General features: G+C 55.9%; 16 protein-coding genes and 1 pseudogene. 7 read left to right on the top strand and 10 right to left on the bottom strand.

What is annotated here, in order from left to right:
- Positions 1-121: 121 nt before the first annotated feature.
- From BMI79_RS05330 to BMI79_RS05320, 3 genes are read left to right on the top strand one after another with little or no spacing between them, the layout of a single operon-like run.
- Positions 122-766: a hydrolase gene (locus BMI79_RS05330; RefSeq protein WP_076941084.1), complete on the top strand. Its 645-nt coding sequence runs from the start codon at positions 122-124 to the stop codon at positions 764-766.
- Between the two features lie 46 nt (positions 767-812).
- The gene (locus BMI79_RS05325; RefSeq protein WP_076941082.1) at positions 813-1358 is read left to right on the top strand and encodes an antibiotic biosynthesis monooxygenase; all 546 of its coding nucleotides are present in this window, start codon (positions 813-815) and stop codon (positions 1356-1358) included.
- Positions 1359-1369: 11 nt separating this feature from the next.
- Positions 1370-3241, top strand: a complete 1872-nt coding sequence (locus BMI79_RS05320) for an amidohydrolase (protein WP_076941080.1) — start codon at positions 1370-1372, stop codon at positions 3239-3241.
- A 37-nt stretch (positions 3242-3278) separates the two neighbouring features.
- Here BMI79_RS05320 and BMI79_RS05315 read toward each other — a convergent pair whose 3' ends face one another.
- Together BMI79_RS05315 and BMI79_RS05310 are read right to left on the bottom strand one after the other, a co-directional pair.
- The gene (locus tag BMI79_RS05315) at positions 3279-4409 is read right to left on the bottom strand and encodes a Gfo/Idh/MocA family protein (RefSeq protein ID WP_076941078.1); all 1131 of its coding nucleotides are present in this window, start codon (positions 4407-4409) and stop codon (positions 3279-3281) included.
- 248 nt (positions 4410-4657) lie between these two features.
- A complete protein-coding gene (locus BMI79_RS05310) occupies positions 4658-4846 on the bottom strand; it encodes a DUF1127 domain-containing protein (RefSeq protein ID WP_076941075.1) in 189 nt (62 codons plus the stop codon).
- A gap of 175 nt (positions 4847-5021) precedes the next feature.
- Here BMI79_RS05310 and BMI79_RS05305 point away from each other — a divergent pair.
- Together BMI79_RS05305 and BMI79_RS05300 are read left to right on the top strand one after the other, a co-directional pair.
- Positions 5022-6449: pseudogene (locus tag BMI79_RS05305) on the top strand (aminotransferase-like domain-containing protein).
- 63 nt (positions 6450-6512) lie between these two features.
- Entirely contained in the window at positions 6513-7013 is a 501-nt protein-coding gene (locus tag BMI79_RS05300) for a 2-thiouracil desulfurase family protein (RefSeq protein WP_076941073.1), read from the top strand.
- On the opposite strand, the gene BMI79_RS05295 is transcribed toward BMI79_RS05300, so the two are convergent.
- Positions 7010-7429, bottom strand: coding sequence for an NUDIX hydrolase (locus tag BMI79_RS05295; RefSeq protein ID WP_076941071.1), 420 nt, complete (start codon positions 7427-7429; stop codon positions 7010-7012). The genes BMI79_RS05300 and BMI79_RS05295 overlap by 4 nt on opposite strands.
- 116 nt (positions 7430-7545) lie before the next feature.
- On the opposite strand from BMI79_RS05295, the gene sseA reads away from it, so the two are divergent.
- A complete protein-coding gene (gene sseA, locus BMI79_RS05290; protein ID WP_076941069.1) occupies positions 7546-8391 on the top strand; it encodes a 3-mercaptopyruvate sulfurtransferase in 846 nt (281 codons plus the stop codon).
- A gap of 127 nt (positions 8392-8518) precedes the next feature.
- Here sseA and BMI79_RS05285 read toward each other — a convergent pair whose 3' ends face one another.
- The 3 genes from BMI79_RS05285 to BMI79_RS05275 all read right to left on the bottom strand — a co-directional run bounded on the left by BMI79_RS05285 (position 8519) and on the right by BMI79_RS05275 (position 12035).
- A complete protein-coding gene (locus tag BMI79_RS05285) occupies positions 8519-9457 on the bottom strand; it encodes a cation diffusion facilitator family transporter (RefSeq protein ID WP_076941067.1) in 939 nt (312 codons plus the stop codon).
- A 410-nt stretch (positions 9458-9867) separates the two neighbouring features.
- Entirely contained in the window at positions 9868-10332 is a 465-nt protein-coding gene (locus BMI79_RS05280; protein WP_076941065.1) for a YehS family protein, read from the bottom strand.
- A gap of 245 nt (positions 10333-10577) precedes the next feature.
- Positions 10578-12035, bottom strand: a complete 1458-nt coding sequence (locus BMI79_RS05275) for a tagaturonate reductase (RefSeq protein WP_076941063.1) — start codon at positions 12033-12035, stop codon at positions 10578-10580.
- Between the two features lie 191 nt (positions 12036-12226).
- Between BMI79_RS05275 and BMI79_RS05270 the strand changes: the two genes are divergently transcribed.
- On the top strand, positions 12227-13132 hold the full coding sequence (locus BMI79_RS05270; protein WP_076941061.1) for a GntR family transcriptional regulator: 906 nt from the start codon (positions 12227-12229) through the stop codon (positions 13130-13132).
- A gap of 88 nt (positions 13133-13220) precedes the next feature.
- Here the strand turns inward: BMI79_RS05270 and BMI79_RS05265 are convergent, their stop codons facing one another.
- From BMI79_RS05265 to BMI79_RS05250, 4 genes are all read right to left on the bottom strand, one after another.
- Positions 13221-13748, bottom strand: coding sequence for a cysteine hydrolase family protein (locus tag BMI79_RS05265; RefSeq protein ID WP_076941238.1), 528 nt, complete (start codon positions 13746-13748; stop codon positions 13221-13223).
- Between the two features lie 109 nt (positions 13749-13857).
- A complete protein-coding gene (locus BMI79_RS05260; protein ID WP_076941059.1) occupies positions 13858-14961 on the bottom strand; it encodes a suppressor of fused domain protein in 1104 nt (367 codons plus the stop codon).
- 103 nt (positions 14962-15064) lie between these two features.
- Positions 15065-15940, bottom strand: a complete 876-nt coding sequence (locus tag BMI79_RS05255; RefSeq protein ID WP_076941057.1) for an oxygenase MpaB family protein — start codon at positions 15938-15940, stop codon at positions 15065-15067.
- An 18-nt stretch (positions 15941-15958) separates the two neighbouring features.
- Positions 15959-17257: an SLC13 family permease gene (locus tag BMI79_RS05250; protein WP_076941055.1), complete on the bottom strand. Its 1299-nt coding sequence runs from the start codon at positions 17255-17257 to the stop codon at positions 15959-15961.
- Positions 17258-17702 lie beyond the last annotated feature (445 nt).

The raw sequence follows: 17702 nt of genomic DNA, 5'->3' as shown, positions 1-17702 counted from the left end.
AAAAACTTAACAAGAAGACAAAAATTCTACGCTTTCTTTGAAAACGGCATCTCCCTACCATTCATTTCACTGATACAGCTTGTCTGTCTTATTCACGAAAATCCGATTTGGAAGGTAAATTATGTCTAAGTTTCAATTGCTTGATCCGAAAAATTCCGCACTGCTTTTTATCGATCATCAACCACAGATGGCTTTTGGCGTTGTCAATATTGATCGCCAGCAGCTGAAAAACAACGTGGTTGCGCTGGCAAAGGCGGGCAAAATTTTTAATGTGCCTACGATTTTCACCTCTGTCGAAACCGAAAGCTTCAGCGGCTATATCTGGCCGGAACTGTTGGCGACTCACCCTGAAATCACCCCGATTGAGCGCTCCTCGATGAACTCCTGGGAAGACGCGGCGTTCGTCAAAGCGGTAGAAGCCACTGGCCGCAAAAAGCTGGTGATCTCTGCCCTGTGGACCGAAGTCTGCCTGACCTTTCCAGCCTTAATGGCGCTGGAAGCCGGTTATGAAGTTTATGTGGTCACCGACACGTCTGGCGGCACTTCCGTCGATGCTCATGAACGTGCCATCGATCGTATGGTACAGGCTGGCGCGATCCCGGTAACCTGGCAACAGGTATTGCTTGAGTACCAACGCGACTGGGCACGTAAAGAGACCTATGACGCCGTGATGGATCTGGTGCGTGAACACAGCGGTGCCTACGGCATGGGCGTTGACTATGCCTATACCATGGTACATCACGCCCCGGCGCGCAGTGTGAAATAAAACCTTGCCCGGCCCACGCGGCCGGGATTTTTAAGGAGCCAGTTCCATGCCTCATCAGCAACACGTTACGCTGGTTGTGACTCACCATCTGGCGCCAGGCCAGGAACAAGCCTATGAAGCCTGGTTAAAACGCATCATGCCCGATGCGGCCACCTTTACCGGCCATCTGGGGGTCAACGTCATCCGCCCTTCCGGCAGCGAGCAGGCTTATACGGTGCTGGTGCGCTTCGATAATCTGGATAACTTATACCGTTGGATCCACTCCCCGCAGCGCGTGCAGTACATCGAGCAAGTCACGCCATTGCTGTTGGGCAGCGATCATATCGAAATCCGCCCTGGTGCCGAGTTCTGGTTCACGCCCCCCAGTGCCAACGTGCGCACCCCCGCCAAGTGGAAGCAGTTTTTAATCACTCTGCTAGTGATTTTCCCTTCAACCAATCTGGTGCCCTGGTTTTGGAGCCAACTCTTACCTGGGTTAAGCGGCTCCCTGGCCGGGCATTTACTGAACGATGCCAGCGTGGTTGCCCTGGTGGTATTCCTGTGGATGCCGCTCGTCACGCGCCAGTTTCATCAATGGCTCACCCGCCATTAAAGGAAAACGTTATGAGTCACACAGCATCATTGATCATCATCAACGGTAAATTTCATACGGTCGATCGCGAAAACCCCACCGCTCAGGCCGTGGCGATCAAAGACGGCAAATTTGTTGCCGTCGGCAGCGAAAACGACGTTATGCAACATGCCGGGCCAGAAACACAGGTAATCGACCTGCACGGCCACACGGCGGTGCCAGGCCTGAACGACTCTCACCTGCACCTGATCCGTGGTGGATTGAACTACAACCTGGAATTACGTTGGGAGGGGGTTCCCTCACTGGCCGACGCCCTGCAGATGCTGAAAGAGCAGGCGTTACGCACGCCAAGCCCGCAGTGGATCAGAGTGGTCGGCGGCTGGAGCGAGTTCCAGTTTGCCGAACGCCGCATGCCGACGCTGGATGAGATCAACGCCGCCGCCCCGGACACCCCGGTGTTTGTTCTGCATCTGTACGATCGCGCCCTGCTGAATCGCGCAGCGCTGAAAGTGGTGGGTTACACCAAAGACACGCCAAACCCTCCGGGAGGAGAAATTCAGCGTGACAGCAACGGCAACCCCACCGGCATGCTGATCGCCAAACCCAACGCCATGCTGCTTTACGCCACTTTAGCCAAAGGGCCAAGCCTGCCGCTGGAACACCAGATCAATTCGACCCGCCAGTTTATGCGTGAACTGAACCGCCTGGGCTTGACCAGCGCGATCGATGCGGGCGGGGGTTTCCAAAACTATCCCGATGATTATCAGGTGATTGCGGAACTGCACGAGAAAAAACAGCTGACTATTCGCATCGCCTACAACCTGTTTACCCAGCACCCTAAACAGGAGTTGGCCGATTTTCAGCTCTGGACCGATATGCTCAAGCCCGGCCAGGGTACGGATTTCTACCGCCATAACGGCGCGGGAGAAATGCTGGTATTTTCGGCTGCGGATTTCGAAGATTTCCTGCAACCACGGCCAGATTTGCCGCAGGGCATGGAAGAGGAGTTGGAGCGCGTAGTTCGCCATCTGGTGGAACACCGCTGGCCATTCCGCCTGCATGCCACTTACGACGAATCCATCAGCCGTATGCTGAACGTGTTCGAAAAAGTTAACCGTGAGATACCGTTTGCCGGTTTGCATTGGATCTTTGACCATGCGGAAACCATATCAGAACGCAATATCGAGCGGGTGAAAGCCCTCGGCGGCGGCATTGCCGTGCAGCACCGTATGGCGTTTCAGGGTGAATACTTTGCCGAGCGTTACGGCGCAGAGGCCACCAAGCAGACTCCGCCAGTGGCCAAAATGCTGGCGGCAGAACTGCCGGTCGGATTAGGCACCGATGCCACCCGCGTTGCCAGCTACAATCCGTGGACCGCGTTGTATTGGCTGGTTTCTGGCCGCACGGTTGGCGGCATGGCAATGTACGACGACAGCGCACGTCTGGATCGTGACACCGCGCTGATGCTATGGACACAGGGTAGCGCCTGGTTCTCTAGCGATCAGGGTAAAAAAGGCCAGATCAAAGTGGGCCAACTGGCCGATCTGGCGGTGCTGTCACAAGACTACTTCAGCGTGCAGGAAGAGCAGATCAAAGGCATTGAGTCGGTGATGACGGTGGTAGACGGTAAAATTGTCTATGCTGCTGGCAGCTTCTCCCCGTTTTCTCCACCGCCGTTACCGGTGCTGCCGGAATGGTCCCCAGTGGTTAAGGTACCGGGGCACTATCGCTCGGCACCGCCAACGGCCACCAGCAGCGTGGGAATATTAAGCCAGGCGCACCAATGCTGTGGCCCTTGCGGTGTTCATGCGCACCAGCATGATATTGCCCGCCGTTCCAGCATTCCTATTTCCGATGAGAATGCCTTCTGGGGCGCATTTGGCTGTTCTTGTTTTGCGTTTTGACTAACATTACGGGCTCAGCACGCTGAGCCCGTAGGCATCAACCATGATTAACTTCCAGCCAGCGGCGCTGTGCGGCAGAAGCGGCGATCGCATCCAGCACGCAGGAAACCTTCCATCCCTCGGCAAAGTCTGGCCACATCGGATCCCCTGCGGCAATACCGTTAACCAGATCGCGGATCTCGACCGTTTTCCGATCGTTAAAACCGATGCCGTGCCCGGCGCTGATGCAGAATGCCGCGTAATCCGGGTGCTGTGGCCCCACCAGAATGGTTTTGAACCCCTGGCGTTCAGCAGGCTCATCGTGGCGATACAGTTTCAGCTCTGCCATCCGTTCCTGGGTAAAGCTCAGCGTGCCTTTGGTGCCGGTGACCACATAGCTCAGGCCCATTTTGCGCCCACAGGCAATGCGCGAGGTTTCTATAGTGCCCATCGCGCCGTTGGCAAAGCGCAGCAACGCACTGGCCTGATCTTCGTTCTCCACTGCACACAGCAGCGCTGGATTCTTAGGATCGGGCCGCTGTTTAATGAAGGTGTGCAGATCGCCGGAAACCGCCGCAATCTCCCCCACCAGGTAATGCGCCATATTGACGATATGCGCCGCCAGATCGCCCAACGCCCCCAGCCCGGCGCTGGCCTTACGGCAGTGCCAGTCGATCGGCGTGCGTGGTTCGGCCAGATAATCCTCATTATGCGTACCGTAGAAATGCACCACGTCGCCGATCTCACCGTTGGCGATAATCTGGCGCGCCAACTGGCTGGTCGGGTTTTTCATGTAGTTGAAACCCACTAGGGTTTTTACCCCTTTGGCTCGGGCGGCCTGCACCATTTCCGCGGCGTCTTGCGCATTCAATGCCAACGGTTTTTCGCAATACACATGTTTGCCATGGTGAATCGCCGCCAGTGCCATCTCTTTATGCAGGAAGTTCGGCGCACAGATATCCACCACGTCAATGGCAGGATCGGCCACCAGCGCGTGCCAGTCGGCGGTTGAACGCGAGAAGCCGAACTCCGCCGCCCGCTGCGCAGCCAATTCGGGAGTGATCTCCGCCAACATCTCCAGAACCAGTTCCCCTTTCAAGGGGAACACCGTGCCCGCCTGTGCATAGGCAATAGCATGGCAGCGGCCAATATAGCCGGTACCAATCAATCCAACGCGTACCTGTCTCATCGCTGTCTCCTGAGTCTGGTTTTGCTGACACACCACATATGGAATTTATTTTCCTATAAATATATATATGGAATTTAAATTCCAATAACAAGCCAACAGCAAAATTAACCTCATATCCGTGATAGCCTTCATAGAAGGCTACAAGCTGGATGCAACAGCAGTTCAATCTTGCAAAGTGCAGTTCATAACACCCATTAGTTGAATGTTTCATTTCAAAAATACGAGGCGGTAAAAGTGTTAATCCCCCCTCACTCCCGCCAAAAAGGTTTGTATCCTTCGCGCTTGGCCTGCGCACGGCTTAAGCCGATATCAGCCAACTGATCATCACTGAGCAACAGCAGCGCGCGGCGTGTCTGCTGGCGTTGCAGGCAAGATTGCAGCCAACGCCATAGCGCCTTATGTTGCACGGGTTGGCGTTCGGCGGATATTGTCATCATTATGATCTCCCTATGTTTATCATCTGGACTGATGATGCGGTGCCAACCGAAAAGAATACAGATGCAGCAAAATGGTATTTTTTCCATACACAGGCTGTTTTCAGGCCGCTGAATGGTCTAGTTTGGAGCTATCTGTACCGGTTTTTTTTCAGACAGCATCATTTGGGGTATCTGTATGACACGCTACGCCGCCCTGGCCGCCATTCTCAGACAACGCATTGAACAAGGGCTGTATGCTGCGGGCGAGCGTTTGCCTTCGGTACGTACCCTCAGCCTGGAACACGGCGTCAGTATCAGCACCGTACAGCAGGCCTACCGCCAGCTCGAAGAACATCAGTTGGTTGAACCACGGGCCAAGTCCGGCTACTTCGTGCGCAGGCCGCATCGGGTCGCCGAGCTGCCGGCGGTCAGCCGCCCGGTGCAGCGCCCGGTGGAAATCTCGCAATGGGAACTGGTGCTGGAGCTGATCCGCAGCAAACCACGCAACGATCTGGTGCAACTGGGGCGCGGGATGCCAGATGTCAGCGAAGCCACGCTCAAGCCACTGCTCAAGGCACTGAGCAGTAACGCCCGCCACGGCGACTTGCGCAGCCTGTATTACGACAACATTCAAGGCGTGGCCAGCCTGCGCGAGCAGATCGCCCGTCTGCTGCTGGATTCCGGCTGTTAGCTTGATGCCGAGCAACTGGTGATCACCACCGGTTGCCAAGAGGCCCTTTCCGCCGGGCTGCGCGCTATCTGTCAGGCTGGGGATATCGTGGCGGTCGATTCCCCCTGCTATCACGGCACCATGCAGACGCTGAAAGGCTTGGGCATGAAGGCGCTGGAGATCCCGACCGATCCCCTGACCGGTATCAATCTGGAAGCCTTGGAGATGGCCCTGGAACAGTGGCCGGTGAAGGTGATCCTGCTGACCCCGAACTGCAACAATCCGCTCGGCTATATCATGCCGGATGCGCGCAAAAAGCGCCTGCTGATGCTGGCACAGCGTTACGATGTGGCCATTATCGAAGATGATGTGTATGGCGATATTGCCTACAGCTACCCTCGGCCGCGCACCATCAAGTCTTTCGACGATGACGGGCGGGTGCTGCTGTGCAGTTCGTTTTCCAAAACGCTGGCTCCCGGCCTGCGCATTGGTTGGATCGCCCCTGGCCGCTATCTTGAGCGCGTGCTGCACATGAAATATATCGGCACCGGCGCAACGGCCACTCAGCCGCAGTTTGCCATTGCCGAATTTATCCGCCACGGCCACTACATGCAGCACCTGCGCCGCATGCGCATCCGCTATCAGCAAAACCGCGATCTGATGACCTGCTGGATCACCCAATACTTCCCTGCGGGTACGCGCGTCAGCCAGCCGCGAGGCGGGTTTATGCTGTGGATCGAACTGCATGAGGAGTTTGATACCCTGCGCCTCAACCGCTGCCTGGAAAATCAGGGCGTACAAATTGCCGTCGGCAGCATTTTTTCCGCCGCAGGCAAATACCGTAACTGCCTGCGCATCAACTACGCGCAAAAACTGACCGCCGACGTTGAGCGCGCGGTGAAACAGGTTGGCCTCACTATCACCCAGATCATGCAAAGCCAATCCGGCCCGTAAAACAGATGGGCTTCAGCGCGCCAGAATGAACAATCATCATCAGGCTCTTAGCAGGATATCAGCATGCCACCCAAGATCTTAGTCAGTGCCTGCCTGGCAGGCTTCAAGGTGCGTTATAACGCATCCAATAAAACGCTGGTTCACTCCACGTTGGAACGCTGGCAGCAGGAGGGGCGATGGGTGATCTGCTGCCCCGAGCTGGCAGCGGGGTTTTCTACGCCGCGCCCACCGGCTGAAATTGCCGCCGCAGCCAACGGGGCCGAGGTGATTGCCGGTAAGGCCAGAGTGATCGACGCTGACGGTAACGATGTGACCGAACCCTATCTGTTGGGGGCGCATCTGGCGCTGAATACCGCGCGCCTGCACGATTGCCGCTTCGCCCTGCTCAGCGATCGCAGCCCTTCCTGCGGTAGCCAGACGATTTATGACGGCTCATTCGGCGGCCAGACACAGCCCGGCAGCGGGGTCACCGCAGAATTATTGCGCCAGAACGGCATTGAGGTGTTTTCCGAGCATCAGATTGAAACGTTGATTGCCCGCGTTGAGGCCGCTGAGCGCACCTAGCGCGGTGCCAGATAGTCCGCCAGCCGCTGGCGCAGGTGGGCGATCCCTTGCGGGTGCTGTACAAACTCGTTCACCGGCATCATTTGCCAGCGCTGCCCCTCGTCACCGAAACGGATTGCGGCGATCTGCTCTGGCGTGATCTCACCGATCATAAACCAGGTGGGTGGATAGCCGGGCTGGATCCCGGCGTAACGCTGCTGCCACAGAATCTGGCGCGCCGAAAGCGGAATGCCAAACTCTTCCAGGGTTTCTCGCTGTACGCACTCCAGCGGCGTTTCGCCCCCTTCGCGCCCGCCGCCGGGCAGATCCCAACAGCCGGGCCACGGAATACCGGGCTTTGCATCACGCAGGTAAACCAGCACCGCATCGCCGCGCAGCAGCGCGATTTTTGCGCCGCCAAAGTCGTGCTCAATCATCGGTATTTACTCTCAGATTTCTATCCATAAACATCATATCCTCTTCAACTTGCACCTGTCGCCTTGGCGCTGGTGTATAGTAAAACCCCCGATTTGCTAACAGGCGGATAACAACGATGAATTCTCCATTTTTGGTGACTGCGCAGTGGCTGGAACAACATATCAACGATGAAAATCTGGTGCTGGTCGACGTCCGTATGTCCCCGGTCGGCCTGGTGCCCAAAAAAGATATGCTGGCCGAATTTGCGCGCGGCCATCTACCCGGCGCGGTGTATTTCGATATTGATGATGTGGCGGATAAAAATACCTCGCTGCCCCATATGTTGCCAACGGCGAAGGAATTCAGCGCCGCAGCGGCCAAACTGGGTATCAGCGAACAACACACCCTTGTTTTCTACGATGAAGGCAACCAGTTCTCCGCACCGCGCGGCTGGTGGACATTCCGCAATTTTGGCGCGCAGCAGGTTTACGTGCTGGACGAAGGCTTAAACGGCTGGGTTGCCCGCGGCAACAAGTTGGAAACCGGCGCAGCTCAGCCAAAGCCTGCAATCTTCAATGCCCGCTTTAACGCCGATGCGGTGGTCAATATGCAGCAGGTTGCACAGGCCATGCACGATAAGGTGCAGATCCTCGACGCCCGTGCGGCACCGCGTTTTCATGCCCAAGCGCCAGAGCCCCGCCCTGGCTTGCACCGTGGGCACATCCCCGGCAGCATCAACATTCCGTATGGCGATCTGCTGGAAGGTGGCCGTTTCAAATCACTGGCGGCGCTGAAAAAAACCTTCCTTGATAAAGGCGTGGATATCAACGCACCGACCATCGTCAGCTGCGGTTCTGGCGTGACCGCCGCCGTGCTGGCCTTGGGCTTGCTGTCGCTTGATGCCCAGCAGGTGAAGCTGTATGACGGTGCCTGGAGCGAATGGGGTTTGCTGAGCGGCAACCAGCCCATCGCCCAAGACTAGGTGATGCTTAACTTACTCGCGTAAGCGCTCAATAATGATCTGCGCCAATTGCCGGATGGCATCATACGGCAATTTGACGAGCTCGCGGGTATAATTACCCCTATTTGAAGTATGACTGATATACCACTCACAGCCACTTCGGATCTTGGGTAAAAGAGATGGTCAGCCAGCGGTGCGGGCCGTCTTCACCAATGGCCTCGGCAATTTTGTCGCGGATTTGATCAAACTTGTATATGCCGCTGTGTTCCATGCTTTCGGGGATCACAATCTGGATCTCAATAAACAGCCCGCGCCCCATGCGCGTGGCATAGTTGGAGTAATCCAGAAAGCCATATTCCAACGTCAGTTGCGCCATGATGGCTTCGATCTTGCAATCGAGGCTGTCGGGGGTCATCTGCAACACCTCGCGGAACGCCGCTCTGACCGTTTGTATCGGGATCGGGATTAACACCAGAGTCAGCACCGCCAACGCAAAGGGATCGGTGTAAACGTTCAGGTATTCGTAGCGGGTACCTTCCATCAGCCAGGTGAGGATAAAGGCCACTAACAGTGCGGAGCTGATGCACGCCGACATCAGCCAGCTTTTGGTATCCAGCGCAATCAGTTCAGACTGCACCTTTTTGTTCAACTGACGCTGTTTAAAATAGAGCGCGAAACAGAAAATACTGACGGTAACCGCATACACCATTGCCCAACCCAGTTCCAGCTCGCGCCCACCATCAGCAATCCCTTTAATGGCGTTGATGAAGGCGTACACGCACAACAGGGTCAGCAAGCTGCCGTTAAACGCCAGCACCAGCGGTTCAACATGCCAGAATCCATACTGAAAACGGCGGCTGTAAGGCTGCCCCAGCAGGCGCGATACCAGCAGCGATAATGAACACATCCCGGCATCCAGCGCCGAAAACATGCCATCAAAAACAATCGACATGGAGCCACAAATAATCCCAAACACAATCCCTGCGCTGGCAATAAATAGCGTGCAGTAAATTGAACGTTTAAGTATTTTCTGTTCGATTTCAGTGCTGTGCAGCTTTTGCTGAAGATCCACGGGCGCAGTCGTCATATTATTATCTTATTTCCGCAAGCTGATTGTCAGGCGTTGTCTTACTTATTGCCCACTCATATAGGTAACTCAAACACCCGGCTAATCCAGCGCAGAATTTGACGGGTATCGTCCACAGTATGGTAGACAAACCCAGGGCGCGCAAAAGGCGCCCCAAGTTGGAATGCGCAAGCCCGACGGCCTACCCCCAGAAGAGCTGAAGTATGGTTTGTATAGCATTTGGCAACAGCGGGAACGTCGGACAGGCAAAAAAACGCCCTCAATGCGGGTAATGCTGGTCAGTTAAGGCTAACCAATTCCCTTGGGGTGAGGGCGACACCTTGGAGCCATTGCTGCATGATTATGCTGCTTTGCGTTTAAGTGACCAGCATTACCGCAATGAGGGCGCCTGGTGTCACTGCAGGGCTGAATCAGCCACCACGCATGCGCTGGGCCAGGCCTTTCAGGAAGTAACGCAGCATCTGATCGCCGCACGGGCGATAGTTTTTGGTGCCCTCTTTGCGGAATAACGCGCTCAATTCCGGCTTCGAAATACGGAATTCCACCGAAGTGAAAATCTGGTGCAGATCGACATCTTTCAGCTCAAACGCCACACGCAGCTTTTTCAGCACCAGATTATTGGTGATCGGCAACTCTATGGCGGGCGCCGGGAACTTATCGTCCTTACCGCGTTTGAAGAAGACCAGGCCATTGAGGAAATGGGCCATCACTTCATCTGGGCATGGCGCAAAACCCGGCTCACCTTCTTTGATGATGTAGGCCCCCATGGCTGCAACGTCGACGTCAAAACCGTCCAGTTTGACGATCTCAACCATCTTCGCGTCGTTAATACTCAGCATGTAGCGCACGCTGCGCAGCACATCATTATTGATCATGGAATTGCCTTTAGCTTATCAATCGGGGAGGTATACAAATGCGACACCTTGCATGTGCGGCAGTATAGGGATCCGGCGGGGGTTTCTCAATCGGATTTCCACCGGCAGCTTACCGGGTTTATTGCCTCTGAGAGGGTTTGCTGGCCAATTAGCGTGGCTATCTTTACTCAGCCGTTCCCCATTGCCCAATATCCTTGCGCGGGAAATGGCGTGATAAACGCCATTTCCCATTTCAGCAGCGTCGATCAGCGTTTATCGAGGCCGTACAGCGCGGTACGCATGCCGTCTTCCAGAATCACCCGCAGATTGGCCGTCACGGCGGCAGTGAGGCCCGGCACCGCATTGAGGTTTTGCCCCCAGTGGTTGTCATCGGCCAACACGCTTTCCACCAGCGTAGTGAGCGGGATATCACGGTGCTTCACCCCCGCCCACAGCGTGGCGTAACGCTCCAGCCAATGGGCATCATCCTGCAACGGATAGTTGCCCAGTTGCCGCTCCCCACGATAAAACGCGATCAACGCCGCCAGCGCAAAGGTCAGCCGCGTTGGCAGCACGCCGTTTTTCTGCTGGCCAGCCAGCAATTGCGGCAGGATACGCGTGCGGAACTTGGTCATCCCGTTTAAGGCAATCGATAACAGTTGGTGCTGAATAAACGGGTTACGGAAACGGTTCTGCACCGCTTCGGCAAACGGCAGCAGCTCTTCCTGCGGCAGATCGAGCACCGGCATGATCTCTTCGGCAATGGTACGTGCCACAAAGTCACCTACCTGCTTATCACTCATCGCCTCACCCACGGTATTCAGCCCGGCGAGAAACGCCACCGGCACCAGCGCGGTGTGCGCGCCGTTGAGGATCGCCACTTTACGTTCTTTATATGGCTTGATGTCGTCAACGATATGCACGTTCAAATCAAGCTGATCCAAGTGCAACTCTTGCGCCAGCCACTGCGGGCCCTGGATGACGAACAGATAGAAATGCTCAGCCGTGTCGAGGAAGCGATCCTGATAGCCCAACTGCTGCTGCCACTGCTCCTCTTCACCGCGCGGGTAGCCGGTGACGATGCGATCCACCAGGGTGGAACAGAAAGTATTGCACTTGTTCAGCCAAGTGCTGAACGCCGCTGGCAGTTCCCATTGTTGCGCATAGCGCAGCACATATTCCTTCAGCGTTTCGCCGTTATAGTCGATCAGCTCGCACGGCAGCAGCACCCAGCCTTTATCAGCGGCACCGTTGAAGTGGCTGAAGCGCTCATACAGTAAACGGGTCAGTTTGGCCGGGAAGCTGGCCGCAGGCGCATCCGCAAAGCGGTCTTGCGGCAGATAAGTGATACCCGCTTCCGTGGTATTGGAGAACACAAAACGCATCGCCGGATCGCGCGCCAGCGCCAGGTAGCCAGCATAGTCCTGATAAACGTTCACTTCTCGGTTGATGGAGCGGATCAGCCGTGGCTCGCAAACCGCCTCGCCCTGCTCGTTCAAGCCGCGAATGATGGTGGTATACAGGCCGTCCTGAGTATTCAGCGAAGGGGGCTGATCGCTGTCGATCGGGCGCACTACCACCACACCGGCATTCAGCCCGGTATGTTCATTCAACAGATCAATCTGCCAGTCGATAAAGGCGCGCAGAAAGTTGCCTTCGCCAAACTGAATAATGCGATCGGGATAGTGTGCGCCAGGAAATTCTTTGCGATTCAATTGTTTCATTGTGGCTCCTTGCAACCAGTGAATAATCTCGTCCGCGTGGTATTGCTGCCCCACAGCGGATCGGCTGGCTGCTGTTATCAATGAAAAACCACATAAAGGATCGGCTTATAACAAATATTTGTGATTCAGCACAAAATAAACCGGTTTAAATAGGTTTTAAATGCGTAAAAAGTCATCCCACCGAGAACAGCATGAGCAGAACACAAAATCTGAGACAGAATGTGGTGAATCAGATGATTGACGGCATCGTCCAGGGCCATATCCGTTCGCCCTTGCCTTCTCAGGCTGCGCTGGCAGAAATGTACAATATCAGCCGTACCACGGTGCGCCACACGTTGACGCATTTCTACCGGCGGGGGGTGCTGGAAAAGGTTAACGATAACTATGTGATCCTGCGCATGCCGCAGGCCACAGACGGTTTTGAATGCGTGAACTCTTCGCTGGACGATCAGGCCAAGGTGTTTGAAAGAGCCTTTTTCCAGATGATTAATCAGAAGCAGTTACGGGCGGGCGATTCCTTTACCGAACTGCAGCTGGCACGCACCGTTAACGTCAGCCCGGTGGTGGTCAGGGAGTTTTTGCTGCGTTTTAGCCGCTACAACCTGATTGATCACGTGCGGCGCGGCCAATGGTGCATGAAAAGGCTGGATCGAAGCTATGCCGAGCAGCTGTTTGAACTGCGCCAGATGCTGGAAACCCACGCCCTGTCACGCTTTATCAACCTGCCTGCACATGACGAACGCTGGCTGCAGGCCAAAGAGCTGCTGAGCCGCCACCGCCAGCTGCGCGACAGCATCAGCGACAACTATCGCCTGTTTTCTCTGTTGGATCGCGATTTTCACGGGTTAATTCTGTCGGCCGCCAATAATCTTTTCTTTAATCAGTCACTGGAGATCATTTCGATGATCTTCCACTTTCACTATCAGTGGGATGAATCCGATCTCAAACAAAGAAATATCATTGCGATTGAAGAGCATATGGCAATTTTGAGCGCGCTGATCTGCCGTAACGATCAGGATGCCGCCCGCGAATTACACCGCCATCTCGATACGGCAAAACAGTCGATGATTCGTTCTATTCAGCAGCATATCACCTGAACCCTGGCGGTTTTTTATCAATAAAAAACACCACAGCAAACCGGGAGCAATAGCCGTACGCCACTGTCCCGTGGTGAGGGAACGGGTATCAGAAACGGATTTCCTCTGCCGGGATCGCGCGGATCGGGATGCCAAAACTTTCAATATTCGACAACGTGGCGTTGTGATGAGCACGGATCTGCAACCCGCTGGCGTGTGGCTTGTCGTGGCTGGTGTGCGCATCCGCCGCCAACACCACCGGGTACCCTAGCCCTGCGGCGCGGCGGGTGGTGGTATCTACGCAAAACTCGGTGGAATAACCGCAAATCACCAGTTGCGTAACGCCGTTGGCAATCAGCAGTTTGCCCAGATGGGTGCGCAAGAATGAATCCGGCGTGGTTTTTTCTATCCGGTGATCGCTGGCTTTCACCTGCAAATCGGGGTGAATCTGCCAGGCATCGCTGCCGTGGGGCAGTTCGCTGTGCGCGGTCTGGTGCTGTATAAAAATCACCGGCGCTCCGGCCTGCCGGGCACGTTCACTCAGCTGATTAATGCGCGCAATGACCGCATCGGCTTCCGCCGGTGGCGGCACAAACAATCCTTTCTGTACATCGATAATCAACAGCGCTGCCTTCATGACCCTCTCCGTTAATTGAATGCCCGCCTGATAATACGCCAGAACACGATCGGCCAGAAAGGAAAAAGCCACCGGCAGCAATGCGGGTGGCTTATCGGGTGGCAGGTGTTTATACCACCTGCTGGCGCGGGCGGAAAATATGATCAATCCCCTGCTCACGCAGCCTGTTCACCAACTCATGCCCACCGTTCGGCGTGGCCTGCGCTCGCGCACGTTCCGCTGCAAACACCGGGCTGGCCCAGAAAATGTTCACCGGGTCACCATACTGCGGCGGTAACACCAAGCGCTGAGGGCCAGGGTAAAACGAGGAAGAAAGCACATAGCCTTCATAGCCCTGCGGCGCCACTTCAGACGCCAGCGTGTGCCCTTCGCCGAACCAGGTGATATTCGCCCAGGGCACGTGTGCAAAACCGGCCAACGCGCTGGCCATTTGAATCGCGTTCTCTTCATTCACAAATTGCCCGTCGATGGCAATCGCCATTTCCATGCGGCGATGCAACGAAGCATCATCATTAAACAGAATCTCCACCCACGGCATTGGCCGGATACTGACCCCGATAGTCAGAAAATAGTAAATACCGTCGCGCTCATGCTGGGTGATTGCCATCGGCGGCCATCGGCCCTGATCGATGGCGTAATACTGCACCACGGGGCCGAAATGCTGTGCATAAAGAGCCTGATATGCGCTTTGCATGGCTGGCCACGGATTGCCCTCCTCGCGCTGCCAACTGCGCCAGAACTGCCGGGTCTTTTCCGCCAACGCATACTGGGTGTTGGTTGAAGCACAACCCAACGGGTAAACCAGCGCGCTCTCTTTGATACAACTGGCGGAATAGCACACTGAGTGATCGATATACAGGCTCCAACCGGGGATCACCGCCAGCAATTGGCCGTGGTACCACAGCGCGGCACCGTCATCGCTTTCTGTCCAGATCACCGTCAGTCCTTCGGCCTCCAGCGGTGCTTCCCCCGCCAGATTGCGGCAATACTCCGCGGCCAGCATCGGTGGCTGCCCGGCCTCAATGGCTTCGCGGTCCTCCTGCTGCGGTGCAGTGCCCAGATTACGCAGCCAGCAGGCCCGAACCTGAAAACGCTCACTCTGTTCTTCCGTAGGGTAGATATAAAAATAGGCGGCACGACTGTCTTGCTGAACCACTGCGACCAGCGTCTGGTTCTCATTACTCACTTCAGCAAGTAGGGTTGACTCGTTCATATCACCTCGGTCAGGTTAGGGTGCAGAATAATGCTGCGCACTATACCCAAATATAGCGCTATGGCACAGATTCTGCTGGGATTCCCAGAACATGCAGTTCGCGTTAAGCGGCAGTTTTTGCCATCCGCCGCATCGCCCGCTGGCTGGCACCATTGCGCACCGCGGCGCGTAACACCCGCCCGACGCCGCTTACGCCAACCCGCACCAGCCGCCGCCGAATAAGGCCAGGATTAAACCCCAACTGCTGCTGCGCCCAGTCAGGCAGAAGATCGATACCCGCTTGCATCACCAAGGCACCAAACGGCCGCGCCAAGGCGCTGGGGGCCGGGGCTGCCAACAGAATACGCGCCACCTCCTGGGTACGTTCATCGCACAGCAGCTGTGGGCGCATCCATTGCAGATAATCGGCCACTGCTGCACATGAGGTGGGCACATCTCTTGCCCCCAGGGCTTCGGCAACGCGGGCCGCTTCGCGGTAATAGCTATCCTGCTGAGTAGGAGAAAGGTCAGGGTTGCGGTAACGCAGGTGTGAGGCCAGAAAACGGCTGCTTTCAGCCACATGCACCCAGGTCAGCAAAGCCGGATCGCTGGCAGCATAAGGCTCCCCCTGGCCACTCGTTCCCGTCACCTGCAGGTGGATGGCTTTGACTTTCGCGATCAGCCGTTCGGCCTCCGCCGTGGGGCCGAAGGTAGTGACAGAAATAAACTGACTGGTCCGGCGCAGGCGGCCCAGCATGTCCTCACGGAAATTGGAGTGATCCCACACCCCGGCGAGCGCCAACGGATGCAGCATCTGAAGCAACAACGCGCTGACGCCACCGCACAGCATCGAGGTGAAATCGCCGTGAACCTGCCAGATCATCGACCGTGGGCCAAACAGCCCCGGATCGCCGGGCGGGTTCTCAAAGTCGATCCCACCCAGCGCCAGCCCGGTTAGGCTAAGCACCTGTTTTTCGATTGCTGTACGCAGCACGTCCATCCCGTCTCCCTTCTCTGTTCAGCTCATCCAGCCCAATAAGCGGAACCACAGGTAATCCAGCGGCACCAGCAGCCCAAAGGTCAGCACCGCCAACAGCAGACACAGTTTCAGCCCTTCGCGCGGCGGGACTTTGCCCATGCCCATCGCCACCACGATCGGCGATGCCTGATACGGCAGCAGCGGCGTGGAGTAGCCGATCACCTGCGTCATCAGCACCGTTATCAACGGCAGGCCACTGCCATCCGCCAGCACCGGTGCCAACGGGGTGAACAAGGCAGGTACGCCGTTAGCCGTAACGACAAAGTTCAACAGCGTGGTGATGCCAATCAGTGAGGTAAAAGCGACAAATGGCCGATCCGCCTGTTGCTGCATCACATGCAACAGCACATCACCCAACCAGCCTCCCAGCCCGGAATGGCTCACCAGCGCCGTCAGGCCAAGAATACCCGCCACATAAATACAGGTACGAACGTTGACCCCGGCGGCAAATTGCTCCCCGGTAAGAAAACCGATACGCGGTAGCAAACATACACAGGCGGCAGCCAGGCCCACCCAGGCTGGGGCAATGCCATGCCAGCGATCGGTGAGCCACAGCAACACCGTAGCCAACAGCAACAGAATCAGGCGCCATTCCGCCGCGCTGAGCGCCGCCTGTGCCGGCATTTTTTCGATTTTCTGCGGGGTGGCACGGAATAACCCACAGATACACAGCGTGAGCAACAGCCCCTTGGCAATGCCAAGGATTGGCGCGTGCAGCACCAGGTAGGCAAGATAGGTGAAGTGAATACCGAATGCGCTTTCCGCCGCCCCGCTCATCACCAGATTGGGCACATTAGCAGGGAGGATACTGGCAGACAGCTGGAAAGTGCCAAATCCCACCGCCAGCGCCAAACCAAAACGGCCACGCGAGCCTTCGGCCAGCCCGGCACGTTCCGCCAGCGCCATGACGATCGGCATCAGCAGGGTAATGCGCCCCATATTCGATGGCATAACAAACGCCAGTGCGTAGCTGATCGCCACCACGCCCCCCACCAGGCGCAACCAGGAACCGGCCAGATAAGGCAGAATACGGTTGGCAAGCCGATCGGCCAACCCGGTGGAGCGGATAGCCGTCCCCAAAATAAACCCACTCAATACCAGCCAAAACGCCGACGAGGCAAAGCCGGAAAACACCACACCGGCCGGTGCCAGTTGCAATAGCATCACAGCGGCAAAAAACAGCAGGGCCACCAGATATTCCGGCAGGCGAGACGTCGCCCACAGCGCGATCACCACCAGGGTGATTAACGCAGAAATCCCCATCGGGTGCCACATCATGCCTGTTACTCCCTGTTTGGTGTTGTTCTTTTGTTATCAAGAGGTTGTATCTTCACACAAGGGTGAAGGCGGTTTGGTGAAATCGCTCACAAATCAACAAGCTGCATTGATGCAACGCAAAGTGGTTTGCAAAGAGGCCACACACCGGGAAATAGGCCCGAGATAATTCGAGTTGCTTGCAAGCGGTGAATGCGTACAGCCCCCAAGCAACTTAAAGTATGAAGGGTATATCGATTAAGCCCTCCGCGTTATCAGGAAAAGTTTTATTTACCTGATAAAAACACTACGCAAATACTATATTGACAACGCTCTACTTTTAATGACAACGCAGCGAGCGTTGGAAAATTCCTATTTAGGTGAAAGAGCGTAACTTTGATGTAAAAATAGTAATCAACAGTGCTAAGAAATAGCGAAGTTCAATCGAAACGCTAATGGTACCCAATAT

Origin of the sequence: Serratia oryzae (assembly GCF_001976145.1) — a bacterium.
In the GTDB taxonomy this organism is placed as follows: Bacteria; Pseudomonadota; Gammaproteobacteria; order Enterobacterales; family Enterobacteriaceae; genus Chania; species Chania oryzae.
This window is presented reverse-complemented; position numbering and strand designations above follow the sequence as displayed.